Consider the following 25,685-nt stretch of genomic DNA (forward strand, 5'->3'; position numbering starts at 1 on the left):
ATGGTGCCACTAAACTAGTGCGCATGTGTGGAATCGTCGGATATGTCGGCCCGAATGATACGGTCGACGTGCTTATCAACGGACTGCGGCGGCTTGAGTACCGTGGCTACGACTCGGCCGGCATCGCCGTTCTCGACGAAGCGGGCGACCTCACCGTGCGCAAGCGCTCGGGGAAGCTGGTGCGGCTCGAAGAGCTTCTCGCGGATAGCCCGGTCGGAGAGGGGCATACCGGGATCGGGCACACCCGCTGGGCCACCCACGGTGGGCCGACCGATGAGAACGCCCACCCGCATCTCGGAGATAACGGCAAACTCGCGCTGATTCACAACGGGATCGTCGAGAATTTTGCTGAGTTGCGTGCCGAGCTCGAGGCTGATGGCATATCGCTCATCAGCGAGACCGACACTGAAGTGGTGGCCGGTCTCCTCGGACGTGAGGTCGCTCGAGTTGGCGACCTGGAAACCGCTTTCCGGAACGTGGTGACTCGACTCACCGGAACGTTCACCCTGCTTGCGACGCACCGCGACGAGCCAGGCAAGATCGTGGCCGCACGTCATCACTCGCCGCTCGTCGTTGGCTTGGGCGATGGCGAGAACTTCTTGGGCTCTGACGTGGCAGCGTTCGTTTCTTCGACGCGACGCGCCGTCGCGGTGAATGAGGACAACATCGCGATCATCACGCCGGAAAACGTGCGCATCACCGACTTCGCGGGCACGCCCGTCGAGTACAGCGAGTTCGAGGTTGAGTGGGACGCCGAGGCTGCCGATAAGGGCGGCTGGTCCTCTTTCATGGCCAAGGAGATCACGGAACAACCGGAGGCCGTTGCGAACACCACTCGTGGCCGCATCGAGGGATCGCACGTGGTCATTCCCGAGCTCGTTGAGCTGGGCGACGACGTGCTCCGCAACATTGACCGCATCGTGATTATTGCGTGCGGCACCGCGTCCTACGCTGGCCAGGTTGGTGCCTACGCGATCGAGCAGTGGGCACGGATCCCCGTTGAAGTGCAGCTCAGTCATGAGTTCCGTTACCGTGACCCAGTGCTCTCGGATCGGACCATGGTGATTTCCGTGAGCCAGTCGGGCGAGACGATGGACACGCTGATGGCAGTGAAGTACGCGATTGAGCGTGGTGTGAAGACCATTTCGGTGTGCAATACACAGAGCGCAACGATCCCGCGTGAATCTGACGCCGCGGTCTACACACACGCTGGCCCCGAGGTGGCTGTCGCGTCGACGAAGGCCTTTATTGCACAGATCACGGCGCTGTACCTGATCGGCCTGCACTTCGGTCGAGTGCGCGGGACGCTGTCCGAAGCGGACTCAGCCGCAGCAGTTGAGCAGTTCGAAGCGCTTCCCGAGAAGGTGCGCGAGGCTGTCGGCACGCACGAGCAGATCGCGCAGCTCGCGCACTGGATGGCAGACACCCGCTCGGTGTTGTTCCTGGGGCGTCACGTTGGCTTCCCGATTGCGCTTGAGGGTGCGCTCAAGCTCAAGGAGATCGCCTATATTCATGCCGAGGGCTTCGCCGCAGGCGAGCTGAAGCATGGCCCGATCGCGCTGATCGACCACGGCCAGCCGGTGTTTGTGCTGGTGCCGAGTCCGCGTACTTCACCGCTGATGCACTCCAAGATCGTGTCGAATATCCAAGAGATCCGCGCGCGCGGCGCGAGGGTGATCGCGGTCGTCGAGAAGGGGGACACCTCGGTGCTGCCCTACGCCGACGATGTGATCCGGCTCCCGCTTGCCGACTCGTTCTTTGAGCCGCTGCTGCAGGTAGTGCCCTTGCAGTGGTTCGCGCTTGAGTTGTCGACGGTCAAGGGACTCGATGTCGACCAGCCTCGCAACCTCGCGAAGTCGGTCACGGTCGAATAGCCAGCGTCGCGGGCGAGTGCTCTCGTCCGCGCTGGTGACTGGGCATTATCCAGCAGGGCAGGGCAGCAGAGATGATCATGGGGATCGGCGTCGACACGGTCGACATTGCGCGATTTGAGCGGCAGCTCGAACGGGTCCCTGCCCTGCGTGCTCGGCTCTTCACTCCGGCAGAGCGAGAGCTCCCGGCTGCCTCGCTCGCGGCACGCTTCGCCGCGAAAGAAGCGCTGATTAAGGCGCTCGGCGGATCTGACGGTGTGAGCTGGCAGGATCTCGAAGTGCTGCGCGGCCCCGATCGCGCCCCTGGATTCGCGGAGACCGTCGGCCTCACCGCTGCGCTCGGCGCACGGGGTGCACATCGGGCGCATCTCTCGATGACGCACGATGCAGGTATCGCGACAGCGTTTGTGGTTGTCGAGCGACTCAGCGGTGCGGAGTACGCTCAAGGGACAGCGAGCAACGATGAAACGGGGCAATAAATGAGAACAGGTTCGATGCGCGTAGCCGAGATCTCAGTGCCGGCAATTCGTCACAACGTCACCAGAATTCGAGAGCTCACCGGTGGTGCTGTCATCGTCGTCGTAAAGGGTGGGGGCTACGGCCACGGTGCGGCGATTGCCGCGGCCGCTGCGTTTGACGCAGGCGCTGAGATCGTCGCAACCGCGGACCTGGAGGAAGCGCTCGCGCTGCGCGATGCCGGAATCGCGGGGGCGATCTTGTGCTGGCTTCACGGCGTGCGCGCGGACTTCGGTGACGCGGTCGCTGCGGATATCGAGCTGGGGATCAGTGACCTCGCACAGCTGGAGAAACTCGCGAGCGCGGCGCTGAGCCAGGGAAAGCGCGCCACGCTGCACCTCAAGCTCGACACGGGGCTCAGCAGAAACGGCGCCTCGCCCGATGCCTGGGACGCGCTGTTTGCGCGCACTGCTGAGCTCGAGGCCGCCGGCACCGTGCGGGTGCGTGGCGTCTTTAGTCACCTCGCGAACGCGGGCGATGAGAACGATCGGCTGCAGGCCGCTCGTTTTGATGATGCGATTGCCCGACTTGCAGCGGCAGGGGTAGACCCGGAGCTCAAGCACCTGGCCGCGAGCGCCGCGACGCTCGCCTCACCGCACCTGCACTACAACGCCGTACGTGTTGGCGTTGCGGCATTCGGGCTGAGCCCGTTTGCGGACAAGACTTCGGCGCAGCTGGGCTTGATACCCGCGATGACGTTGCGCTCAGAGATTGTGGCGTTGCGCGGAGTGCCTGCGGGTACGGGAGTGTCGTACGGCTTCAACCACGTCTGTGAAACCCCCACCACATTGGCGCTCGTTCCGGTGGGCTATGCGGATGGTATGCCGCGTGCGCTCAACGGTTCAGGTGCTTGGGTGACAGTCGCCGGTGAGCCCAGGCCGATCGTGGGCCGGATCGGGATGGACCAGTTCATCGTCGATGTCGGACCGCTTGCCGGTCGTCTGAGTCTCGGCGATCCTGTCGTGCTCTTTGGCGATCCTGAGCGAGGCTACCCGCCCGTCGAAATCTGGGCCGGACTGATGCGTACGATCAACTATGAGATCGTGGTTGGAATTGGGCCGCGCGTCCTGCGCGTCCCCGTTGACGAGGACGGCAAGTGAGCGCCAGCGACCAGCGCGTGAGTGTGCGAGAGGTCGCGGATCCAGAGGAGATGCACGAGCTCGGCATTGAGCTGGGGAACGTGCTGCGCGCGGGCGATCTGGTGATCCTCACGGGCCCGCTGGGCGCTGGCAAGACGACGCTCACCCGTGGCATTGGCGAGGGAATGCAGGTGCGAGGCCCCGTGCAGAGCCCAACGTTCGTGCTCGCGAGGACGCACCCGTCGCTCGTCAGCGGTCCGTCACTCGTGCATGTTGACGCATATCGGCTCGCTGACGCCGCGGAGCTCGACGACCTTGACCTCGACTTCGATGGTGCAGTCGTTGTCGCGGAGTGGGGCGCCGGTCTCGTGGAAACCAGAGACGCTTGGATCGAGATTGTGATCGAGCGCAGGCGCGGAGCTGACGAGGCAGAAGAAGCAGCAGAACCGGACTGGTCAGAAGCGCCGGTTGAGAGCCGGACCGTGACGATCACGATGACCGGATCGCGCTGGGCTGAGGAGACACTGTGACATCGACTGAGATCCCCGAGCTCGGGGCTCACGTGCTGCTCGCGATCGATACCGCGATCGGCACGTCAGTGGCGCTCGGCGTCGACGGGAGGGTGTTCACCGCCATGAGTGATGACCACCGCGGGCACGCCGAGGCCATCGGTGGCCTGCTCGCGGCGGTGTTCAGCGAGAGCGGCGTCTCTCCTGCGCGCGTCACGGGTGTGATTGCCGGGGTTGGCCCCGGCCCGTTCACCGGGCTCCGCGTGGGCATCGCTGCCGCGCACGCCTTCGCGCTCGGCCGCGGAGTCCCGCTGCTGCCGCTTGAGGGGCATGAGGCAGTCGCGCTCGAAGCGCTCGAATCCGGTGCAACGGCTGGTGTGCGGGTGGTGCAGGATGCGCGCCGGCGTGAGCTGTTCGTTACCGAGTACTCGGGGCTCGACTGGGCAGGCATTCCACAGCGCAGCGCTGGCCCTGGCCTGGTCACGCGCATGGCGTACGAGCCGGTGCACAACGAGCTCTGGCCGGAGCGGATCCCTGGCGCTGGTCTGGTGCGTCTCGCAGCCCGCCGGCTCGTCTCGGGCACCGAGTTTGCCGACGACCGTGCACGCTATCTACGCGCTCCTGACGTGGCGCAGCCCACAGCGCCGAAACGGGTCAGCACATGAGCGAGCAGGAGTCCCTGACCCCGCTCAAACTGCGTCCCGCGACACTCGACGATCTCGATGCGATCTGGGCGATTGAGTCTGCAGTCTTCGCATCCGACGCGTGGAGCAAAAGTCTGCTGCGAGAGGAACTGATCGCCGATCACCGCTGTTACCTCGTGCTTGAGTCTGCTCTGGGGGCCGTCGAGGGATATGGCGGCCTGCTTCTCGTCGGTTCTGAAGCTGATGTGCAAACGATCGCGGTGACGCCAGCGGTGCGGGGCACGGGGCAGGGGCGCCGGCTGATGCTCGCGCTGATTGAGGAGGCCGCGCAGCACGATGCGACTGAGATGTTTCTCGAAGTGCGTGCCGATCACCCGATCCCGCAAGCGCTGTACGCCTCGCTTGGGTTTGCGGAGATCGGGATCCGCCCCCGCTATTACCAGCCAGATGGCGTCGATGCGATCGTCATGCGGCTCGACCTCAAGGAAACTCGATGAGTAACACCGCGCCCGGTACGGGGATTGCCCCAGCAGGACGATCACACGGCACAGAGCCGCTCGTGCTCGGCATCGAAACCAGCTGTGATGAAACTGGTGTCGGAATTGTGCGCGGGCGGACCCTGCTGGCGAACGCCATAGCTTCGTCGATGGACGAGCACGCGCGCTTTGGTGGAGTGGTGCCCGAGGTGGCGGCGCGAGCGCATCTCGAAGCGATGACCCCGACGATTGAGCGCGCGCTTGCAGAAGCCGGTGTCAGGTTGGAAGAGCTGGACGCCATCGCTGTGACGAGCGGGCCCGGCCTCGCCGGCGCGCTTATGGTGGGGGTCTCGGCCGCGAAGGCCCTCGCGATTGCTCTGGACAAGCCGCTGTACGCCGTGAACCACCTGGTCGGGCACGTCGGAGCCGATCTGCTGCAGGGGGAAGGGCTGCGGCCCGCAGTCGGCCCCGTGGGTGAGTTTGAGCTGCCAACTGTCGCGCTGCTCGTTTCGGGCGGCCACACCTCGCTGCTCCTCGTGCGAGACCTGGTGAGTGACGTTGAGCTGCTCGGCGAGACAATTGACGACGCGGCAGGAGAAGCGTTCGACAAGGTCGCACGGCTACTGGGCCTGCCATACCCTGGGGGCCCGCATATCGACCGGGTCGCGGCCGAAGGCGATCCCGCGGCGATTCGGTTCCCTCGGGGGTTGTCGCTGCCAAAGGACATGGCTCGGCACCGATACGACTTTTCCTTCTCAGGACTGAAGACGTCAGTCGCTCGCTGGGTGGAGAAACACGAGGCAACGGGGGAGCCGCTGCCTATTGCCGATGTGGCCGCAAGTTTCCGCGAAGCGGTCGCCGACGTGTTGCTCACCAAAGCGCTCGCCGCGTGTCAGGACCTTGGCGTGCCGCGGCTCTTGCTCGGTGGCGGCGTGGTTGCGAATGCTCGGATCCGCGAGCTTGCCGCGCAGCGTGCGGAGGCTGCGGGTGTCACGCTGCGTGTCCCGCCGCTCGCCCTGTGCACGGACAACGGGGCAATGATTGCGTCGCTTGGCGCGCAGCTCGTGGCCGCGGGTCACGCGCCGTCGACGCTCCACTTCGGGGCGGATTCAACGCTCCCCGTGCAACAGATCCAGGTCACTTGATCGCTCTCTCCGGGGCGTCATCCACCTGAAGTTCTTGGACAGAATTCGTTTTTTCTTCGAATAGCGGACGTTTTATTCGCGTTTCGCGTCAGAACCTCCGTAGGCTTGAGTGAAATCAGCGGCAGTTTCGGTGTCGCTCCCGTCGAAACAGAGGAACTCATGTCCGAGAATTTGCCCGGTAACGATCCCAATTTGCCCCCTGTCCCGCCCCAGGCCCCGGCTGCGCCGCAGGCTCCTGCCGCGTACGGCCAGTCCCCGCAGGGCGGCTACGCTCCGGTCGCCGCACAGCCCAAGGGCCTCGCGCTCTCGGGCATGATCCTCGGCATCGTCGGACTCGTCGCTTCGGTCGCGCTGTTCTTCGTGCCCGGCTTTGGCCCACTGCTCGGCGTTGTGGGTGTGATCCTCAGCATCATTGCCCTCGTGAAGAAGCAGTCGAAGGGCATGGCAATCACCGGCCTCATCACCGGTGCGCTGGCGATTGTCATTGGCGTCATCGTCTGGATCGGCATCATGGTTGCGGCCTCTCAGATCGCGAACGACCCGGATCTGCAGCAGCAGCTTGAGCAGCAGCTGGAGCAGCTGGAGCAGGATCAGTCCAACAGCTAGCAGTGCGCGAGTGCTCGCGCGGTGACGTGCGTGCAAAGAAACAGGCGGGTCAGAGCTTTCGTTCTGGCCCGCCTGTTGCGTTGGTGCCGAAAGCACTGAGCCGCGCTTTGCTCGCGCGGTCCCCGTTCGGCTCGCTCGGCTCCCGCCGGGAACTCGAGGCCGCGGCAGGCGCGCTGCCCCGCCCGTTAGGCTCGTTCGGCAAGCAGCGCGACGTGAGCTCCTGCCACGCGTGTGAGCACCAGCGTGGCTGAGTGCGGACCGCGCAGCTTCAACCGGGTGCGGAGGGCCGCAGGATCCACATCGGCCCCGCGCTTCTTGATCTCGAGGGTGCCAATACCGCGGTCTGCGAGTGCGCGCCGCAGATCTTTCTCGCGCACAGGCAACTCGTCGATGATTCTGAACGCGGCTGCGAACGGAGTGGGAAGCAAGCGATCCGACGTGAGGTACGCGATACCATCGCTCAGCATTCCGGCTCTGAGGCGGTCCGCGAGGAGGCCGATCAGGCGGGCCCGAATCACGGCGCCGTCAGGTTCGTAGAGATACTCTCCGAGCGCTCGCTGCGGTGCGTCCGCGCTGTCCTCGCCTGCACTCAGCTCTGCGGACTCCGTGCCCCGGATCACGAGCGCTGAGCGCGTGATTCCGTGGCGAGCGAGCGCGCCAAACCAGAGCCCCGTTTCCACCACGTGTCCGTCGACCGAGACCCACTGGGCCTCGGCGGTGTCCGGGATGAGTTCCCGGTCGAGGCCGGGGCCAAGCTTGATCCCCGTGGGGAGCTGGTTCGCGAGCTCGAATGCGTAGCTCAGCGAGGGCGAATAATCGTCAGGAGACGCGATGCGACGGGTGTCGCTGTGGCCTGCGGTGCGCCGAGCGGGGTCGAGAAAGACGCCATCGGCGTCGCCGGGACCCACATACTCGGCGTCGCCGACTCGGACCGACGGAGTCGGGAGACGGTGGTGTGCGGCGGTGACGCCCAGGTTATGCTCTGCGACGCGCGCGGTGAACGGGTCGATCTCGACCGCGAGCGGTGCGATGCCCGACCCGAGCAGCGCGATCGATTCTGCGCCGATCCCGCAGCCGAGATCCGCGACCGTGGTGCAGCCGGCCGCGCGATAGCGCGCGGCATGGCGCAGGGCAACGATTCCGCGCGTTGCTTGCTCAAGCCCGGAAGGGGTAAATAGCAGCGACATCGCGAGGTCGCCGAACTTTGGCCGCGCTTTGAGGCGCAGCATCGCCTGTGTCAGAACCGCTGCCGTGTGTTCTGGGCTCAGCCCGGTGCGGCGCAGGAGCGTGTTCAGTTGAGTCGGATCTGCTCCGCCTGCAAGCTCACCCGCGGTGCGATTGAGCGCGTCGAGGCCGGCTGTCTCAAACAGGAAATCCCACCCGGGGGGAGTGGTGTGCTCCGGAGCGGGTGCTGCGCTACCCCGCGCAGTGGGCGCGGTGGAAGACGCTCGGTGCGTACGGTGGTTCACTAGCTACGCAACCGCGGAGCTTGCGGCGGCGACGACTCCGACCCAGATGATGAACGCGATGAAGAGCACCCAGAACGCGATCTGGATATAGCCGAGCACGAGCGCCGCAATTGCGAGCCCGCGACCGCCCTCGCCTGTGCGTCTGATCTGATTCAGACTGATGTGACCGAGCACCACCGGAACAACAAATGGCGCGAGGAATGCTGCGATCAACGCGAGGATCGAAAGCGTGTTGGTTTGCGGCGCCTGCACGGGTACCGCGTACGGCACGTAGTAGGGCGCGCCGTTTTGGTACGTACCCTGCTGGTACGCGCCATTGGGCGGTGCGTACTGCGGAGGCTGCGCTGATTCAGCCTCCCCGTACGGTCGATCCTGGCTCACGGCTGCCCCGGCTCTAGTAGTTGTAGCCGAAGCTCGACGCGGAATCCGCAATCGAACCAATCATCAGCATGATGAAGCCGACGTAGAGCACCATGAAGACCGCAATGAACGCGAACCACGCGTAGCTGATAATCAGGCCGGTGAGCGCGATCCCGCGCCCGGAATCACCGGTGCGCTTGATCTGGCTCAGACCCATGTGACCGAAAACGATGCCGGCGACCGGGGCAATGAAGGCCAGGATGATCGACAAGAATGCGAAGGTGTTGGTCTTATCAAGCGTCGTACCCTGCGGCACTGACGCCGCGGTCTGGCCCGCGCTGTATGCGGGCTGCGCATATGCGGGAGCGGGCTGCCGCTGCTGCTGAGGTGCCTGCTGTGCGAACGGCTGCTGCGCAGGGGCTTGCTGAGGCTGACCCGGGAACGGGGGCAGCGGGACTGTTGGCTGTGCCGTTTCCGATGCTGGCGAGCCTGCCGGGACGTAGCCGGGCTGCTGAGGCACGTTCGCGCCGGGTTCGGGGTGCTGTGGCGTCGACATGTGATCTCCTTGGGGCCGTTCGAAGCGTGGGATACCGCCCGCGGTCCCATCGCCGTGTTGTGGTGCCAGTCTATCGTCGCGGCCTGACACTCACATGGACTCGCGCCGTGAATCGATCGATTCTGCACGCTCCCCTCAAATCCTCCACGTTCGCTTCGAGCGATCGGTGCGATTGGCACTCCCCTTGCACGAGTGCCAACGAGAGTCCTAGACTCTGCTGTAGACGCGCTCGCATCGGGCGGGCGCGAGAACGTTCGCACACTGGAAAGAGGTCAACTGTGTCGGTTGCCATCAAGCCGCTCGAGGATCGCATCGTTATCAAGCAGGTCGAGGCCGAGCAGACCACTGCGTCCGGTCTTGTCATCCCTGACAGCGCCAAGGAGAAGCCCCAGGAGGGCGAGGTCGTCGCCGTAGGCCCCGGCCGCGTTTCCGATAGCGGAACCCGCATCCCGCTCGATGTCGCTGTCGGCGACATCGTCATCTACTCGAAGTTCGGCGGCACCGAGGTCAAGGTCGGCGGAGACGATTACCTCGTGCTCTCTGCCCGCGACATCCTCGCGGTCGTCACGCGCTAATCACACGTGTGCAACGGGCTCCCCAGTCTTCGGACTGGGGAGCCCGTTCACGTTTGTGGAGTGGGCAGTGCGAGGTCCCGAGCGGGAGTAGACTGAATCGGTGAAGCAGACTCGCGCAGGATTGGGATACGGACTCGGCGCTTACCTGCTCTGGGGCACATTCCCGTTCTATTTCGGCTTGATCGCCATGGTGAACCCGCTCGAAGTCGTGCCGTGGCGAGTTGGCGCGACACTCGTGTTCTGCGCCATTCTCGCGACACTCACCCGGCGCTGGGGGCAGGTCGTTCAGATCCTGCGCACACCGAAACTCCTCGGGTGGTTCGCGCTCTCCGCGGTGCTGCTCTACGCCAACTGGCAGATTTTCGTGATCGGGGTGATGAGCGGACATGTCATCGAGACATCTCTCGGCTATTTCATCAATCCACTCTTCACGATCCTGATCGGGGTTGCGGTACGTGGTGAGCGGCTCACGCGCCTGCAGTGGATCGCGGTCGCCATCGCGACAGTCGGCGTTGTTATCGCCGCGGTCGCCTATGGCTCCTTCCCGTGGATCGCGCTTGGCCTTGCCTTCACATTCGGGCTCTACGGTGCCGTGCATAAGCACGCGGGCGAATCAGTTGATGGGATCACCGGTCTCACGATCGAAACCCTCACCACAGCTCCGATCGCGGTGGCGCAGATGGCACTCGTTGCGAGTTTCGCGGGACTCACCGCGTTCACGCACGGGCCGGGGATTATGGCACTCGTGCTCTTCAGCGGAGTCATGACCGGGATTCCGCTCATCCTCTTCGGTGAGTCCGCGCGGCGGCTCCCACTCTCGTACCTCGGCTTCCTACAATTTCTCACCCCGATTCTCGGTTTCCTCTACGGCTACTTCGTGATGCACGAGGACGTTTCGACGGGGCGCTGGATCGGGTTTGTCGCGGTGTGGATTGCACTGGTGATCCTCATCACCGACATGGTGTTGCAGCTGCGCCGTTCGCCCGGGGCGCAGCTCGCAACCGGCCCAATTCCCTTAGACTGATGAGGATACGGTGGCCGTATCCCTGGCCGCTTCGTACCCACCGGTCTCCAACCACAACACAGATGAGGTCCCATGGAACAGCGTGATCCCTTCGCATTCACCGGCTTGACCTACGATGATGTGCTGCTGCTGCCCGCGCACACTGACGTCATCCCGAGCGAGGCGGAAACCTCGACGCTGCTGACGCGCCGGATCTCACTGCAGATCCCGCTTGTTTCGGCCGCTATGGACACGGTCACTGAGACACGTATGGCAGTTGCTATGGCCCGCAACGGTGGTCTGGGCATTTTGCATCGCAACCTGTCGATCCAGGATCAGGCCGAAATGGTCGATCGGGTGAAGCGCAGCGAGGCTGGAATGATCACGAATCCCGTGACCACGACTCTGGATGCCACAGTCGCTGAAGTTGACGCACTGTGCGGCGAATATCGCGTATCCGGGCTGCCGGTCGTCGATCCGAACGGTGTGCTCCTCGGTATCATCACGAACCGTGACATGCGGTTCATCGAGATCAAGGATCGCGCAAACGTGCGCGTCTCCGACGCGATGACGAAGATGCCGCTGATTACGGGCCCCGTCGGGATTTCGCGTGAAGACGCCGCGGCGATTTTCCGCAAGCACAAGATCGAAAAGCTGCCGCTTGTCGACGGCGAAGGCCGACTGACCGGTCTGATCACGGTGAAAGATTTCGACAAAGAAGAGCAGTACCCCTTCTCGACAAAAGATGACGCCGGCCGTTTGCGTGTTGGCGCAGCCGTCGGGTTCTTCGGTGATGCATGGAAGCGTGCGGGCCAGCTGGTCGATGCCGGAGTCGACGTCCTCGTCGTTGACACTGCGAACGGCGACAGCCGCGGTGTGCTCGACATCATTGCGAAGATCAAGGCAGACCCCGCATTTGCGGGTGTCGACGTGATCGGCGGCAACGTTGCGACGTATGCCGGTGCACAGGCGCTTGTTGAAGCGGGGGCAGACGCGATCAAGGTCGGTGTCGGCCCCGGGTCGATCTGCACGACTCGCGTTATCGCTGGAGTCGGCGTGCCGCAGGTGACCGCGGTCTACGAGGCAGCGAAGGCAGCAACTCCCGCTGGCGTTCCCGTGATCGCAGACGGCGGGCTGCAGTACTCCGGCGACATTGCCAAGGCCCTCGTCGCCGGCGCATCCTCCGTAATGATGGGTTCGCTGCTCGCCGGCACAGATGAGAGCCCAGGGGATCTCGTCTTCGTTGGCGGCAAGCAGTACAAGAACTATCGCGGCATGGGCTCACTCGGTGCGCTTCAGACGCGTGGTGAGCGCACCTCCTACTCGAAGGATCGCTACTTCCAGGCCGACGTGCCGAGTGACGAGAAGCTGATCCCCGAGGGCATCGAAGGACAGGTGCCCTACCGTGGACCGGTCGGTTCGGTCGCACACCAGATGATCGGCGGACTGCGCCAGTCGATGTTCTACGTCGGCGCACGCACGATCCCCGAGCTGAAGGAGCGCGGGAACTTCGTGCGCATCACCGCGGCGGGTCTCAAAGAATCACACCCCCACGATGTGCAGATGGTGGTTGAGGCACCGAACTACAAGCGATAGATCTCGTTCACGCACGACTGAGCCCCGCCCCGATCACAGATCGGGGCGGGGCTCAGTGCGATGTGAGCTGAACGCCGCAGGCAGCGGCTTCCGGGGTTCACGCCGGGGCTGCCATCGGCGTCCCGTGCGCCCCTCGGGAGGCGCCCAGCAGAACGCCCGATAGACTACTGAGGTGAGCAACGAGATCGAGATCGGCCGCGGCAAGCGCGCACGTCGTGTGTACACCTTCGACGAGATCGGAGTGGTCCCCACCAGGCGCACCCGAGACCCTGAGCTGGTCTCGACGTCTTGGTCGATTGATGCCTTCCACTTCGATATCCCGGTGCTCGGTGCCCCGATGGACTCGGTGATGTCACCGGATTCGGCTATCGCGCTCGGAAAGCTCGGAGGCCTCGGAGTCCTGAACCTCGAGGGGCTGTGGACCCGCCACGACGATCCCGAAACGCTTCTTGCCGAACTCGCGCAGATCACTGACGAGGCTGCAGCGCTGCAGCGGATGCGTGAGCTCTATGCCGCGCCGATCCGCCCTGAGCTGATTCGGGATCGAATCGGCCAGATTCGCGATGCGGGTGTCACCGTCGCGGGTGCGCTCTCACCGCACCGCACTGCGGAGTTCACCGAGACCGTGGTCAAGGCTGGCGTCGATATGTTTGTGATCCGCGGCAACACCGTGTCGGCTGAGCACGTCGCCCGCGAGGGGCGTGAACCACTCAACCTCAAGCAGTTCATCTATGAGCTCGACGTGCCCGTGATTGTGGGCGGCGCGGCGACCTACCAGTCGGCGCTCCACCTGATGCGCACCGGAGCGGCAGGCGTGCTCGTTGGCTTCGGCGGTGGCGCCTCGTCAACGACCCGTGCAACGCTCGGAATTCGCGCTCCAATGGCCTCCGCAATCGCCGACGTCGCTGGCGCGCGCTCGGACTACCTCGACGAGTCGGGTGGACGGTATGTGCACGTGATTGCCGACGGTGGCCTCGGCACCTCGGGTGACATGATCAAGGCGGTCGCCTGTGGCGCCGATGCGGTGATGCTCGGCGGCGCGCTCGCAAAAGCCTCTGACGCGCCCGGTCGTGGGTGGCACTGGGGGCAGGAAGCGCACCACGAAGACCTGCCGCGTGGCCGACGTGCCGCGGTCGCTCCGGTAGCCCCGCTCACCGAGATCCTGAACGGACCGGCACATGTCGCGGACGGCAGCGCAAACCTCGTGGGCGCACTGCGCCGCGCAATGGCGACAACGGGCTATTCCGAACTCAAAGAGTTCCAGCGCGTCGGCCTCGTCTACGCCGAACGCTAGACCGACCGCGACGGCGTCGCACCCGCTGCGCCGCACCCGAGCCGAGAATCGAGAACGCACCAGTTGCCGACACCGTCAAAGCCTGAGTACCTGGGGGAGCCGACCCTCGGTCAGGTGATGCGCCGACCGATCTGGATCCTGGCGCTGCTGTGCGCCTTCATCGTTGCCGGGGCATTCGCCTGGCTCGGCCAGTGGCAGATGGGCATCGCTGTGCGCTCTGGCGACCAGGTGACCGTTGACACCGAGACTCCGCGGACGCTTGCCGAGGTGAGTGACCTCGCGAAGGGAGTGACCGAGGACGCTGCTGGGGTGGTCGTGAACGTGTCAGGCGAATTCGTTCCCGGCGACACCCGCGTGGTCGCCCCGCGCGACAACGCCGGGAAAACGGGTGCGTGGGTGGTGGGTCACCTGATCACGGACCCCCTGAGCGCGCGCACCTCGCCGTGGCGATTGGGTGGGCACCCAGCGAGGCCGCGGCAGAGCGGGCGCTCGTCGCTCTCGACGCAGATCCGGCGCTCACGATGCCACGCGACCTCCAGGGCCGGTATATGCCGCCTGAAGGGCCGCAGGTCCCCGGTCCGAGCGACGATCCGCAGATGATGCGCACGATGATTCCCGCGCACTTCGCGAACGTGTGGGCCGACGTTGATGCTCCCGTCTACTCGGGGTACCTCGTGCTGCACGACGACGGCGACATTCCTGCGCTCCTCGCGAGCGCTGACCTCGACCCAATCGACTCGGTTCCGCCGCTGCCGCCAGAGACGGTGAGCTGGCTCAACGTGTTCTACGCGATTGAGTGGGTCGTATTTGCCGGCTTCGCAGTGTTCTTCTGGTTCCGGCTCACGCGTGATGCGTGGGAGAAGGAGCACGAACTGCAAGAGCTTGAGGCAGAAGCCGCCGCCTCAGGCGCAGGTGATGGCACGGAGGCGGCAGACGATGCCGACGCTTCTGGCACGCGCACTCGCTCAGAATAGAATGGACATCATGCAACTCCAGCCCAAGCCAGCAGATTACCCACGCATTCGCAAGGCGCTGAGCTTCTATAAGGTCACCTCGGTGATCACCGGTGTCATGCTCCTCCTGCTCGTCGCAGTGATGATCATGAAGTACGCGTTCAACGTGCAGTTGTTCCTGTTCACCCCGAACGCCTTCGCAGAATTCGTGCCGCTCGCCCCGGAGGGGGTCGACAGTGATTTTGTGCCGCAGGGCTTCGACCTGTTCAAGGCGATCCTGATCGCTCACGGCTGGTTCTATGTGGTGTACCTCGTCTCCGACTTCATGCTCTGGAGCCCCATGCGGTGGCACTTTGGGCGGTTCTTGCTCATCGCACTGGGCGGTGTGATTCCGTTCATGTCGTTCTTCCTTGAAGCACGGATCGTGCGTCAGGTCACTGGCTACCTTGATGCACACGCGGCGAAAGCCGAAGTCTCGGCATAGCTGCAGCGATGCGCGGGCACCGATCTGTGGCGCGTGCATCTGATTTCCCGCAGTAGAATCGTCATCTACTCCCTCTCGAATCCGAAAGGCCACACCACTCGAACATGGCGACACAGGCAGAACAAATGGACACCGGGCAGCGCCCTGTCCTCGTGGTAGATTTCGGCGCGCAGTACGCGCAGCTGATCGCCCGTCGGGTACGCGAGGCCGGGGTCTACTCCGAGCTCGTCCCGCACACGGTCACAGCGGCCGAGGTCACGGCGCTGAACCCGCTCGGGATCGTGCTTTCCGGCGGCCCCTCCTCGGTCTACGAGGTCGGTGCTCCCCAGTTCGACGACGCGATTTTTGAGCTTGGGATCCCCGTGCTCGGGATCTGCTACGGCTTCCAGGTGATGGCGCGTGCACTCGGCGGCACCGTCGGCAACACCGGTGATCGCGAGTACGGCGCCACTGAGGCGACCGTGGTCGGCGATGGCGGGGCGATCCTCGGCGGTCAGCCCGCCACCCAGAACGTGTGGATGAGCCACGGCGACGCTGTGCAGAGCGCACCTGAGGGGTTCGACGTCCTCGCGCGTACCGACGTCACGCCCGTTGCAGCGTTCGGTTCGCCTGCGCGCAAACTGTATGGCGTGCAGTGGCACCCTGAGGTGAAGCACTCTGACCACGGCCAGCAGATTCTGGAGAACTTCCTGCACCACGTGGCGGAGATCCCATCTGACTGGAACGCTGGCAATGTGATCGCGGATCAGATCGAGCGCATTCGCGCACAGGTCGGAACTGCGCGTGTGATCTCGGCAATGTCCGGTGGCGTCGATTCCGCCGTTTCGACGGCGCTCGTACACAAGGCGATCGGCGATCAGCTGACCGCCGTGTTCGTAGACCACGGTCTGCTGCGCAAGGGGGAGCGCGAGCAGGTCGAGCGCGACTATGTCGCCTCGACCGGTGTGCACCTCATCACCGTTGAGGCAGAGGACACGTTCCTCGGTCACCTCGCAGGTGTGACAGACCCCGAAGAAAAGCGCAAGATCATCGGGCGCGAGTTCATTCGCTCGTTCGAGAAGGTGCAGCGCGAGCTCGTCGCCGAGGCCAAGGCTGAGGGCGAGTCCGTGAAGTTTCTCGTGCAGGGCACCCTCTACCCCGACGTGGTTGAGTCGGGTGGCGGAGCGGGCACCGCAAACATCAAGTCGCACCACAACGTCGGCGGACTTCCCGATGATCTCGACTTCGAACTGATTGAGCCGCTCCGCGCCCTCTTTAAAGACGAAGTGCGCGCGATCGGCCGCGAGCTCGGCATTCCTGAGCAGATCGTCGGGCGCCAGCCGTTCCCTGGGCCCGGCCTGGGCATCCGCATCGTGGGAGAAGTCACACGCGAGCGGCTCGATGTCTTGCGCGAGGCTGACGCGATCGCTCGCGCTGAGCTGACCGCTGCGGGACTGGACCAGGAGATTTGGCAGTGCCCTGTGGTGTTGCTCGCTGACGTCCGCTCCGTTGGTGTGCAGGGCGATGGCCGCACCTATGGACACCCGATCGTGCTGCGTCCCGTGTCCTCTGAAGATGCGATGACGGCCGACTGGACCCGCGTCCCGTACGAGGTGCTCGCGCGCATCTCCAACCGGATTACCAACCAGGTGCCCGAGGTCAACCGCGTGGTACTCGACGTGACGTCGAAGCCACCGGGGACTATCGAGTGGGAGTAAGCCACTAGAGCAGGGCCGGCATGTATGACATGCCGGCCCTGCTCTATTCGGTGTGGGATCGGAGCGCCGGGCTACGCGACCGCGACGTTCAGCTCAGCCAGCGCGTGCACCAGCGTGTCGACGTCCTGTTGGTTGGAGTACGCGTGGAACGAGAGCCGCAACCGCTCACCACGGGGCGAGGTGCCGATGCGATACTCGGCAAGGCGCCCCGCGAGTGCGTCAGGGTCCTGCATGACGATGGCTACTTCTGGTCCGCGATGAGCTGAGTCGAGCGGGAAATCAAGGGTATGACCCTGGGCCACCAGCTCGGCAGCCAGCTGATCTCGCAGCCCTTCGATGTGACTCCACGTCTCTGCCAGGTCGATTTTGGCGACCGTCTCGAGCCCCGCCACACCGGCATAGGCCGACGGGATCGGGTGCGTGCCCATTTCGAACCGGCGCGCGTTCTCGGGGTAGTCGACGCCAGCGGCATCGAACGCAAAGGGATTCACACGTCCGAACCAGCCGGTGAGGCCGGCCGGGCGTTCGACGTTCACACAGTCGCGTACATAGAGCATTGCGATACCCGGGAGACCGAGCAGGTACTTCAGATTGCCGGTGACGAGGAAGTCGCAGTTCAGTTTCGCAGCTGAGAACGGCAGGACACCGGCTCCCTGATAGGCGTCAACGAACACGAGTGCGCCCACGGAGTGTGCGTGTGCGATCACCTGCTCGATCTCCGGTCGTGTGCCGTTGATATAGCTCACCAGCGGGATCGAAACGAGCTTCGTGCGCTCGTCGATCAGCGGGATCCAATTCTCTGCGTGGAGCGAGGCTTCGATTCCCGGAACGTTGATGACGTCGATCGCGCCCTGTTGTGCGCGCCAGACATTGCCGACGGAGGGGAACTCTAGATCCGACGTCACCAGTCGGTTGCGCTCGCCGCTCCAATCGAGTGAGGAGACGACCTGGAATGCGGCTTCAGAGGCGCACGAGAGGACGGCGACGTGTTCGCTATCCACGTCTAACATGCGGCCAGAGAGGGTGCGGTACTCTTCGACTTTGCCGACCCACGCCCCCCACGGAGCCTGAGCTTCGATGAGGCTCGCGGTCATGCGCTGCATCGTGTGGGCGAGATGATCGGAGAGGGCGCCCTGACTGCACGAAGCGAAGTGCGGGGCGTGATCGAGCGCGGGGAAGAGCCCGCGGAATTGAGCCGGAGTGAGCGGTGGAACAGTGGCATTCATAGTGAACTCCCTAGGAAGTGGGTGCGGAAGAGGGTGAGATCGGTGATTTCAGGGCCGAAGTGGTGACATCGGCAGCGGCCGGTGCTTGTGCCTGTGCCTGTGCCTGTGCCTGTGCCTGTGCCTGTGCCTCGGCGGCGTATTCGGCGTCAGCTTCGGAGATGATGACGGCTCGCGAGGCGTCCTTTTCGAGCGAGCCGTGTGCTCCTTCGTAACGCCGTCCCCACCCGGTGATGACGGCGAAAGCGATCACGCAGGTCAGCACAAGGGGATAGAACGCTCCGGTAAAGATCGACATGGGATCGAGTGCCGGCGCGTCACCCTGATCCGAGGTGAGGAGGCTCGCAATAAACAGGAACGAGCTCACGACGGGGACGACACTGCCCAGCCCGAGCGCAAAGCAGTCCATCACGTTGGCCCGGCGATACGGGTGGAGCCCGACCTGCGCACCGATCCGGTCGGCAATCGGCCCGAACACCAGCATTGAGGGACCGTTGACTCCGGCAAAGAGCGTGGTGGTGGCAAGGATGCCGGCCCCGATGGCAACCTCGGCCCGACGCGGTGTGGTGACCCAGCCGCTGGTGACGACTTTGGACACCAGTCGATCGAGTACGCCAGCGCTTTCGAGCACGCCCAGCATGGCGAAGATGCCGATGTTGAGTCCGATAATGGGCAAGATGTTGGTCACACCACCGACCAGGAATCCGGTGATCGCCTCGTCTTCTACCCCAATGATTCCAGCTGGGGTGAGAACACCACTGAGCAGGCCGACCACAATGCCCGTGAGGAGCCCCACGGTCACTGCCTTGAAGATATTGCGGGTCACGATCGCCGTGGCCAGCAGGGCGACAACCGCCACGAGCATCCAGAGGCCTTGCGCGGAGAAATCGTCTGGGGACACGGCCGCGATTGCGCTGCTTCCTGGTGACACCAGCGTGCCGATACCGAGGAACAGGCAGAATGCGATGGCTGCTGCCGTGAGTGAGTAGCGCAGTCGGCTCCCCACAACCCCAGGCACCTCTGCGGTGCCCGGTCGGGTGCGGTAGCGCTGCGTGGTCGAGGAGATCACGGTCGAATCCGAGATCGGAGCGAGGTTGTCACCGAACAGTGCTCCGGAGAGGATCGCGCCAGCGAGCAACACCGGGTCTGCGCCCAGGACGAATCCGGCCGGGTAGAAGATCGGGAACGCGGTGAACATGGTGCCAAGCGATGATGCAGTGGCCATTGCGATGGCACAGACGGCGGCGAACGTAATTGCGATGAAGAGTCCACCATGCACACCGAGTGAGAGCGACAACCAGATGAACCCCTGCGAGATGCCCGTTGATTTGATGAGCGACGAGGTGAGGCCGATTGAGAAGAGAAGGAGGATCAGCGTGATTGAGGTGGGCGAGGAGATTCCGCGCACCGCCGCGGCCCAGAAGGAGTCGTAGCCGCGGGCGAAAGGCGCTGCGATGAAGAGGCCAACGAGCGCTGCTGTGGTGAGTGCGTTCATGTCGAATGCGCGAAACACCACGAAGAAGAGGATTGTCGAAACGACGAAGACGATTGGCGCGATGAACGCTCCAAATAGGCCTATCCGAAACGTGAGGGGCGAGTGTGCCCGGTCCTGGCTCATAGGTCACCTTTGATCTGAGTTTGGCGGACGCCGGCGTTTGGCGGCGGGGAACGCCCGGCTGTGGGCGCGTGTCCGAGTTTACTCAAACTAAAGAAAACTTCAATAGAAATAAATAATGAGGTGTCAGGGGTGCTGCGAAGTGTGGCGCGACAGCGCGGGTCGCTCCGCTCAGAAACTGGGAGGGGTGACTGAGATGGTGAACGACACCATCGCGTCGGTGTTATTGACGAAACGATGTGGGTGAAGTGATTCGAAGTAGGCGCTGTCGCCAGCCTGGAGCTCAATGGTGTCGCTGTCGACTTCCAGGGTGAGCGTGCCGGAGGAAACAAGCACACACTCCTCACTGGGCGGATGCGACCAGAGCGTGTCGCTGGAAGCGGCTCCCGGCTCAAGCTCACCAGCAAGCACCTCGAGCTGGCCGCTGCCGGGGGAGACGCGCGAGTAAGAGAGTCCACCGTGCGGTGAGCGAATGATCATGCGATCGGCCTCCCGGATGACGCGAACGGGTTGATCGACGCGGTCGGAGAAGAGATCGAAGAGCGGTGTGTTGAGTGCGCGGGCAATGCGCCTGAGGGCCTCGAGGCTCGGGTCGTTGTTTCCGCGTTCGATCTGGCTCACTTGGGCTGGCGAGAGCTCGGCCGCTCTGGCAAGCTGCTGCGCAGTCATCCCGATTTCTCGCCGCCGATTGCGGATTCGTTCGCCAAGCACGTCGCTATTCTGGCACACCATCAGTCTCAGCTTGTCTCCGGCGCCGAGTGGAAGCGCTCTCCGTGGCCGGCGCGCTTACCCGGCACGGATCACCCGCAGCAGGCGGGGCTCGTTCTCCTCGATGTGGGCGAGCACTGCCCGCTGCGCTTCGAGCGGGTTGCGCGCCAGCACGGCGTCCCGGATGTGCGCGTGATCGCGCAACACCTCGGCCTCCGAGACGCGCTCTGCGACCTCGTCGTGCTGAATGAGCCGAATCGCATAGGCCATCTCCACCGCGATCTGCTCGAAGAAGCTGTCGATGCGCGTGCTCCCGATCAGGGCGATCACGGCGGCGTGAAACCGCAGGTCCATGAGCGCGTGCTTGACCGTGTCCTGGCCTGACCGTGCAGACGCAGCGAGTCGCTCGTACGCCTGGTCCACAGCCTGCAACTGCGCAAGGGGTGCGGCGATGCAGGACGCAGCGCCCTGGCCTTCGAGTGTGCGCCGCACCCGGTAGAGATCGCTGATGTCTTCCGGCGTGAACGTTCGCACCACAGCCCCGCGATTGCGCTCGTGGCTCACAAGCCCGGCGCGCGCGAGTTGCAGGAGTGCTTCTCGCGCCGTGCGGCGCGAGCACGCGTATGTTTCCGCCAGTGCGATCTCACGCAATGGGGTCCCCGGAGTGAGCTCGAGCGAGAGGATCCGCTCTGTGAGCGCCTCTGCCACGAGCTCCGGCGAGCTCATGCGGGCTTCTCCTCGGCCCACCCGTCCGCGAGTAGTGCGTGGAATGTGTGCTCGGTGCCAGCTGAACGGAGTTCGCCATATGCCGCACGGTCGTCACCCGTCCCACCGTCGCCGGCGCGCACGTGCCAGATCACCGCGTTCAGCGCCAGCCGTGCGAGCACGAGTGCGCGATACGCGCGGCGCTCTGCCTCTGCAAAGGAAGAGCCGCCTCCCATCCTGCGGCGACCGCGTCGACTGCGGCCCTCGGATCATCCGTGTGCCGCGCGAGGTAGGCAGCTGCAATTGCGGGCTCGGCCACGCGCCACCCCACCAACATGTCGTCGAAGTCAATGAACGCGGCGATCCCGCCGTCCGCGTCCGCGAGCACGTTCGAATCGTGGAGGTCCTGGTGCACGAGTGTGTTGGGGAGCTCCGCGGCAACGGGAGTCACGACGCGCGCCAGGAGATCGAGTGCGCTCGCCGCAATCTCGGCGATTGTGGCATCTGTGATCCGGGGAGGTGTGCCGTGATCGTCTCCGCCGTCGTGTGCGCGGCCCACGGATGCTGGATCGGGCGCGGCGGGCGCTGTGCTCCGACGAGCGTCGCCTGGAGCCGCGCGGCGGCGGAGCCAAGGGCATGACCGAACGCGACAGTATCGAGCTGTTCACCGAGCTCACCGTATGGCGTCCCTGCGATCCACTCGCTGACCGTGATGGCCACCTCGCCACCGTTGTGGGTGATCGTCCCGACGATGGTGCCGTCGCGTGCTGGCAGAGTCGACGGCACAGGGTGACCCTGGGCGCTCAGGCGCGAGGCCACCGCCGCCCGCCAGCGTTGCACGGCAAGTTCTTTGGGGGAGGAAGCCTGCAACTTGACGGCGACCTCGCGGGCGCCAATTGTGGCGTGGAACGTGCTGGCGAGTTCACTGCCGAGTGGCACGAGCGGTTCGGAGGCCTTCAGGCCGTGAGTTTCCGCGAGCAGACGCGCGGCCTCGCGCGGGGTGAGGGTGAGAGTGTGCATGCCGCCTCCGACTGTGGTGGGGCGCCTAGCGCCAGTATTGGTGACCAATCACGGGACAATTCCCTAAAAGTATCCTATATTGGTGACCAAAGTTACGATAGGGCACTCGTCGCAGAGGAGATCGCGGATGACGCAGGACGCACGGGACACAGGCGCCGCCGGCACCACCGGGCAGCGATCCGTCATGGTCAACGGCTACGACGGATCCGCCGCTCCCGGCCTCAGTCCCGCGGAGCGCGAACTCATCGCCCGACGAGAGAACGTGCTCGGGCGTCCGTATCGGCTGTTCTACCGCGAACCCGTGCACGCGGTCCGCGCGAGTGGGGCGCACCTCTTCGACGCGAGTGGCGCAGACTTCCTCGATGCTTACAACAACGTCCCGGCTGTCGGGCACAGTAACTCGCGAGTTCAGGCAGCGGTGTCGGAGCAGCTAGGCACACTCAACACCCACACGAGATACCTCACCGATGGCGTGGTCGACTACGCGGAGCGGCTCACAGACCTCTTTCCCGCCCCGCTCACACAGGCGATCTTCGCGTGCACGGGCAGCGAGGCCGTCGATCTCGCGCTGCGCATTGCGCGCAGGGTCACCGGTGGTGAGGGCATCATCATCACCCGCAACGCCTACCACGGCACCACCACGGCGGCGGCGGCAATCTCGCCGAGCCTGGGGTCAGGCAATCCGATCCCAGACACCGTCGCGCTCGTCGATGCCCCGGACTCGGTACGCGGACCGGGCGGGGCAGCGGCCGTCACGGAGTTCGCAGCGCAGATCTCCGCGGCAATTGCGGGCTTCGCAGCACGCGGGATCCCGTTCGCAGGCATGATCGTCGACTCGGTGCTGTCGAGCGACGGACTCCGGCTCGCGCCGCTCGGGTTTCTCGCGCGTGCAGCGGAACTCGTACGGGCGGCCGGGGGACTGTATATCGCAGACGAGGTGCAGCCGGGATTTGGCCGCACCGGATCGTGGTGGGGCTTCGAACGCCACGGCCTCGTGCCCGATCTCGCGGTGCTCGGCAAGCCGATGGGCAACGGTATGCCGATCTCGGCGGTGATCGGTTCGCCAGAGCTGTTCGACCGCTTCGGCGCGGAGGTGCGCTATTTCAATACGTTCGGCGGCAACCCGGTGAGCATCGCCGCGGCGAACGCGGTGCTGGATGAGATCGAGCAGCGCGAATTGCTCACTCACGCGGGCGCGGTGGGGGATGCGCTCGCGGCAGGAATCCGCGGGATCGCCGCGGGCTCCGAGCGTATCGCCGAGGTGCGCGGGGCAGGGTTGTTCCTGGCCGTAGAGTACACACACGAGGGCTGGGAGCCAGATCCGGCTGCCGCGCTCGCTGTCGTCAATGGACTGCGTGAGCGCCGCATCCTGGTGAGCGCCTCTGGCACCCTCGAAAACGTGCTGAAGATCCGGCCGCCACTGGTGTTTGACACGGTGGACGCGGAGCGGTTCCTTACGGGCTTCGCCGAGGTCACGCGCGAGCTGGGGTAGCCTCCGTACACACAACAGCGGAGGCCAGGCAGATGCCTGACCCCCGCTGTTGTAGTGCTGCGTGTGAAACGCAGTCGCGTGTTAGTCGCCGCGCAGGATCGCGAGGATGCGCAGAATCTCGACGTAGAGCCAGATCAGCGTGACCATCAGGCCGAAAGCGGCAGACCATGCCCACTTCTCCGGCACGCGGTTGCGCACGCCGTTCTGGATCAGCTCGAAGTCCATGACGAGTGAGTACGCCGCGAGCAGTACTGCGAGCACACCGATGGCGACGCCCAACCAACCCGAACGCATACCCCAGGGGCTGTCAGTGAGGTTGAAGATCACGAGCACGAAGTTTACGAGCGAGAACGCGGCGTAACCTACGATCGCAACAAGGAAGATCTTGGTCATGCGCGGGCTCGTGCGCACCTTGCCGCTGCGGAACAGCAGCAGCGTGACACCGAACACGGAGAGCGTGCCAATGATCGCCTGCGACACAATCCCGGACCACTGTGACTCAAAAATCCCGGAGATCCCGCCGAGGAACACACCCTGGAACACGGCATAGAGCACGATGAGCGGGACGCTCGGTTCCTTCTTGAAGGAGTTCACGAGTCCGAGCACCAGGCCGACGATCGCGGCCGGCAGCGCGAGGACCGGCATGAACCAGCCCACTGCACCAAACGCGAGCACGATGACAAAGAGGAGCACCGTCTTCGAGATCGTGTTTTCGTAGGTCATCGGCTTATCCGAGGGGGCGATGACGGGCGGTTGCTCGGCACCAAAGCCAGCCTCAGAGGCCGGGGTGTCGATCCCCGGTCGCTGCGTCTGGGCAGCTGGCTGGTCGTAAATGCGGCGCAACTCATCAGCGCTGAGGGTCTTGCCGTTCAGTGCTGGGTTCTTGCTGAGAGCCGGGTTGCTCATGCGTCGGGATCCTTTCCTGGCGTATGGATTGTGTCCAGCCTATCGATCGACGGCTTCGCAGCGGCTGTGACTTTGAGTCCTGTTCGTGCAGGGCGTACCTCAGAGAAACTGCGGCAGTCCACGCACAACCGCGGTGCCCTACGCTTGAGGTATGTCAACGCGTGCGGCCCGAGGCCCGCTCATCATCGGGCACCGTGGTGCGCCTGGATATCGCCCGGAGCACAGCGCGGCGGCGTACCGGCTCGCATTTGAATTGGGGGCCGATGCTGTGGAGCCTGACATCGTCGTGTCAAGCGACGGAGTGCTCGTGGTGCGCCACGAGAACGAGATCTCCGGCACCACAAACGTCGCAGATCACCCTGAATTCGCGTCGCGCCGCACGACGAAGACGGTGGATGGAACGAAGCACACCGGTTGGTTTGCGGAGGACTTCACCTGGGCTGAGCTGGCAACGCTGCGCTGCCGTGAGCGGCTCTCAAAGGTGCGCCCAGACAATCGGGACTACAACGATACCGAGCCGATTCTCCGACTGCGAGACGTGCTGAGGATTGTCGAAGAGGAGGGGGCGCGCGCGAACCGGGAGTTTCGCGTCGTCATCGAAATCAAGCACGCGCATTTCTTGCTGCAAGCTGGCTATGACATTGGGTCGCTGCTGCTCTCAGAGCTGGCAGAGACCGGATGGAACGAGCGCCCGGATCAGCTGATCATCGAGTCGTTCGAACTCGGGGTGCTTGAGAGTCTGAGCCGCGCGCGCGTGCGCTCGACTCTGGTGTATCTCACCGAGCGGTTTGGCACGCCGCCTGACGAGCCGCGGCCAGGTCGCCCGTCACGCAGCTACAGCTGGTACCGCAGTGATGCAGGGCTCGACTTTCTTGCGCAGCGGGTGGATGGGATCAGCGTGGCCAAGGGCAACCTGATTCGCGTGAACGCGCTGGGGCGTGCGACCGGCCCAACGGATCTTGTCGCTCGCGCACACGCCCGGGGCTTACTCGTGTACACCTGGACCTTGCGACCGGAGAATCGCTACCTGAACGTCAAGTTCCAAACCTCGCTTCGCGGGACGGAGTGGGGAGATTGGCAGAGCGAGTTTGGGCTGATTGTCGATTCCGGTGTTGATGGCATATTCGTCGATCACCCGGATCTCGGCGTCGCGATCCGCGAGGCAGGATTCGCGACGTAGCCG

At 64.5% G+C, this 25,685-nt stretch carries 29 protein-coding genes; 18 read left to right on the plus strand and 11 right to left on the minus strand.

What is annotated here, in order from left to right; translation table 11 throughout:
• The first annotated feature begins 23 nt into the window (after positions 1-23).
• The 8 genes from glmS to K1X41_RS12870 all read left to right on the plus strand — a co-directional run bounded on the left by glmS (position 24) and on the right by K1X41_RS12870 (position 6,846).
• Positions 24-1,874, plus strand: a complete 1,851-nt coding sequence (gene glmS / locus K1X41_RS12835; protein ID WP_132202015.1) for a glutamine--fructose-6-phosphate transaminase (isomerizing) — start codon at positions 24-26, stop codon at positions 1,872-1,874.
• A 71-nt stretch (positions 1,875-1,945) separates the two neighbouring features.
• On the plus strand, positions 1,946-2,350 hold the full coding sequence (locus K1X41_RS12840; RefSeq protein WP_220174773.1) for a holo-ACP synthase: 405 nt from the start codon (positions 1,946-1,948) through the stop codon (positions 2,348-2,350).
• Positions 2,351-3,487 carry an alanine racemase gene (gene alr / locus K1X41_RS12845; RefSeq protein ID WP_243735971.1) on the plus strand — a complete coding sequence of 379 codons (1,137 nt, stop codon included), beginning with the start codon at positions 2,351-2,353 and terminating at the stop codon, positions 3,485-3,487.
• Positions 3,484-3,996: a tRNA (adenosine(37)-N6)-threonylcarbamoyltransferase complex ATPase subunit type 1 TsaE gene (tsaE, locus tag K1X41_RS12850; protein WP_396426483.1), complete on the plus strand. Its 513-nt coding sequence runs from the start codon at positions 3,484-3,486 to the stop codon at positions 3,994-3,996. Before alr ends, tsaE begins: the two co-directional genes overlap by 4 nt.
• A complete protein-coding gene (gene tsaB, locus K1X41_RS12855) occupies positions 3,993-4,640 on the plus strand; it encodes a tRNA (adenosine(37)-N6)-threonylcarbamoyltransferase complex dimerization subunit type 1 TsaB (protein ID WP_258566546.1) in 648 nt (215 codons plus the stop codon). Before tsaE ends, tsaB begins: the two co-directional genes overlap by 4 nt.
• Positions 4,637-5,116, plus strand: a complete 480-nt coding sequence (rimI, locus tag K1X41_RS12860) for a ribosomal protein S18-alanine N-acetyltransferase (protein WP_220174774.1) — start codon at positions 4,637-4,639, stop codon at positions 5,114-5,116. Before tsaB ends, rimI begins: the two co-directional genes overlap by 4 nt.
• Complete coding sequence (gene tsaD, locus K1X41_RS12865; protein WP_220174775.1) at positions 5,113-6,240, plus strand: tRNA (adenosine(37)-N6)-threonylcarbamoyltransferase complex transferase subunit TsaD; 1,128 nt, start codon at positions 5,113-5,115, stop codon at positions 6,238-6,240. Before rimI ends, tsaD begins: the two co-directional genes overlap by 4 nt.
• A 105-nt stretch (positions 6,241-6,345) precedes the next feature.
• Entirely contained in the window at positions 6,346-6,846 is a 501-nt protein-coding gene (locus K1X41_RS12870) for a hypothetical protein (RefSeq protein ID WP_220174776.1), read from the plus strand.
• Positions 6,847-7,031: 185 nt separating this feature from the next.
• Here K1X41_RS12870 and K1X41_RS12875 read toward each other — a convergent pair whose 3' ends face one another.
• Genes K1X41_RS12875 through K1X41_RS12885 form a run of 3 tightly spaced genes read right to left on the minus strand, consistent with a single transcriptional unit; the run spans position 7,032 to position 9,231 of the window.
• Positions 7,032-8,315: a class I SAM-dependent methyltransferase gene (locus K1X41_RS12875; RefSeq protein ID WP_309478052.1), complete on the minus strand. Its 1,284-nt coding sequence runs from the start codon at positions 8,313-8,315 to the stop codon at positions 7,032-7,034.
• Positions 8,316-8,318: 3 nt separating this feature from the next.
• A complete protein-coding gene (locus tag K1X41_RS12880; RefSeq protein WP_243735973.1) occupies positions 8,319-8,696 on the minus strand; it encodes a DUF4190 domain-containing protein in 378 nt (125 codons plus the stop codon).
• A gap of 13 nt (positions 8,697-8,709) precedes the next feature.
• Positions 8,710-9,231: a DUF4190 domain-containing protein gene (locus K1X41_RS12885; protein ID WP_220174777.1), complete on the minus strand. Its 522-nt coding sequence runs from the start codon at positions 9,229-9,231 to the stop codon at positions 8,710-8,712.
• 278 nt (positions 9,232-9,509) lie between these two features.
• Between K1X41_RS12885 and groES the strand changes: the two genes are divergently transcribed.
• From groES to guaA, 8 genes are all read left to right on the plus strand, one after another.
• Positions 9,510-9,806: a co-chaperone GroES gene (gene groES, locus K1X41_RS12890; RefSeq protein WP_132202031.1), complete on the plus strand. Its 297-nt coding sequence runs from the start codon at positions 9,510-9,512 to the stop codon at positions 9,804-9,806.
• A gap of 100 nt (positions 9,807-9,906) precedes the next feature.
• Positions 9,907-10,830 (plus strand): EamA family transporter RarD, encoded by a 924-nt coding sequence (gene rarD / locus K1X41_RS12895; RefSeq protein WP_132202033.1) that lies wholly within the window; start codon positions 9,907-9,909, stop codon positions 10,828-10,830.
• A gap of 72 nt (positions 10,831-10,902) precedes the next feature.
• A complete protein-coding gene (gene guaB, locus K1X41_RS12900) occupies positions 10,903-12,405 on the plus strand; it encodes an IMP dehydrogenase (protein WP_132202035.1) in 1,503 nt (500 codons plus the stop codon).
• Between the two features lie 172 nt (positions 12,406-12,577).
• Positions 12,578-13,699 (plus strand): GuaB3 family IMP dehydrogenase-related protein, encoded by a 1,122-nt coding sequence (locus K1X41_RS12905; RefSeq protein ID WP_132202037.1) that lies wholly within the window; start codon positions 12,578-12,580, stop codon positions 13,697-13,699.
• 63 nt (positions 13,700-13,762) lie between these two features.
• Positions 13,763-14,299 carry an SURF1 family protein gene (locus tag K1X41_RS12910; RefSeq protein WP_220174778.1) on the plus strand — a complete coding sequence of 179 codons (537 nt, stop codon included), beginning with the start codon at positions 13,763-13,765 and terminating at the stop codon, positions 14,297-14,299.
• Positions 14,296-14,673 (plus strand): hypothetical protein, encoded by a 378-nt coding sequence (locus K1X41_RS12915; protein WP_220174779.1) that lies wholly within the window; start codon positions 14,296-14,298, stop codon positions 14,671-14,673. The genes K1X41_RS12910 and K1X41_RS12915 overlap by 4 nt, the downstream gene beginning before the upstream one ends.
• A gap of 10 nt (positions 14,674-14,683) precedes the next feature.
• Positions 14,684-15,136: a DUF3817 domain-containing protein gene (locus K1X41_RS12920; RefSeq protein ID WP_133615627.1), complete on the plus strand. Its 453-nt coding sequence runs from the start codon at positions 14,684-14,686 to the stop codon at positions 15,134-15,136.
• A gap of 104 nt (positions 15,137-15,240) precedes the next feature.
• Entirely contained in the window at positions 15,241-16,833 is a 1,593-nt protein-coding gene (gene guaA, locus K1X41_RS12925) for a glutamine-hydrolyzing GMP synthase (protein WP_132202041.1), read from the plus strand.
• A gap of 71 nt (positions 16,834-16,904) precedes the next feature.
• Here guaA and K1X41_RS12930 read toward each other — a convergent pair whose 3' ends face one another.
• From K1X41_RS12930 to K1X41_RS12960, 7 genes are all read right to left on the minus strand, one after another.
• Positions 16,905-18,059 (minus strand): aminotransferase class V-fold PLP-dependent enzyme, encoded by a 1,155-nt coding sequence (locus K1X41_RS12930; protein WP_133615628.1) that lies wholly within the window; start codon positions 18,057-18,059, stop codon positions 16,905-16,907.
• 10 nt (positions 18,060-18,069) lie between these two features.
• Positions 18,070-19,674, minus strand: coding sequence for a Na+/H+ antiporter NhaC family protein (locus K1X41_RS12935; protein ID WP_220174780.1), 1,605 nt, complete (start codon positions 19,672-19,674; stop codon positions 18,070-18,072).
• A 168-nt stretch (positions 19,675-19,842) separates the two neighbouring features.
• Entirely contained in the window at positions 19,843-20,340 is a 498-nt protein-coding gene (locus tag K1X41_RS12940) for a helix-turn-helix domain-containing protein (RefSeq protein WP_220174781.1), read from the minus strand.
• A 117-nt stretch (positions 20,341-20,457) separates the two neighbouring features.
• Positions 20,458-21,105, minus strand: coding sequence for a GntR family transcriptional regulator (locus tag K1X41_RS12945; RefSeq protein ID WP_220174782.1), 648 nt, complete (start codon positions 21,103-21,105; stop codon positions 20,458-20,460).
• A complete protein-coding gene (locus K1X41_RS12950) occupies positions 21,102-21,266 on the minus strand; it encodes a hypothetical protein (protein ID WP_220174783.1) in 165 nt (54 codons plus the stop codon). The genes K1X41_RS12945 and K1X41_RS12950 overlap by 4 nt, the downstream gene beginning before the upstream one ends.
• Positions 21,245-21,643: a phosphotransferase gene (locus K1X41_RS12955; protein WP_220174784.1), complete on the minus strand. Its 399-nt coding sequence runs from the start codon at positions 21,641-21,643 to the stop codon at positions 21,245-21,247. Before K1X41_RS12955 ends, K1X41_RS12950 begins: the two co-directional genes overlap by 22 nt.
• Positions 21,532-22,104, minus strand: a complete 573-nt coding sequence (locus tag K1X41_RS12960; protein ID WP_220174785.1) for a hypothetical protein — start codon at positions 22,102-22,104, stop codon at positions 21,532-21,534. The genes K1X41_RS12955 and K1X41_RS12960 overlap by 112 nt, the downstream gene beginning before the upstream one ends.
• Positions 22,105-22,231: 127 nt before the next feature.
• On the opposite strand from K1X41_RS12960, the gene K1X41_RS12965 reads away from it, so the two are divergent.
• The gene (locus K1X41_RS12965) at positions 22,232-23,596 is read left to right on the plus strand and encodes an aspartate aminotransferase family protein (protein ID WP_258566547.1); all 1,365 of its coding nucleotides are present in this window, start codon (positions 22,232-22,234) and stop codon (positions 23,594-23,596) included.
• 81 nt (positions 23,597-23,677) lie between these two features.
• Here K1X41_RS12965 and K1X41_RS12970 read toward each other — a convergent pair whose 3' ends face one another.
• A complete protein-coding gene (locus tag K1X41_RS12970) occupies positions 23,678-24,502 on the minus strand; it encodes a Bax inhibitor-1/YccA family protein (protein ID WP_132202053.1) in 825 nt (274 codons plus the stop codon).
• Positions 24,503-24,653: 151 nt separating this feature from the next.
• Between K1X41_RS12970 and K1X41_RS12975 the strand changes: the two genes are divergently transcribed.
• Entirely contained in the window at positions 24,654-25,682 is a 1,029-nt protein-coding gene (locus K1X41_RS12975; protein WP_132202055.1) for a glycerophosphodiester phosphodiesterase family protein, read from the plus strand.
• Positions 25,683-25,685 lie beyond the last annotated feature (3 nt).

Source organism: Leucobacter luti (assembly GCF_019464495.1).
Taxonomy (GTDB): domain Bacteria; phylum Actinomycetota; class Actinomycetes; order Actinomycetales; family Microbacteriaceae; genus Leucobacter; species Leucobacter luti_A.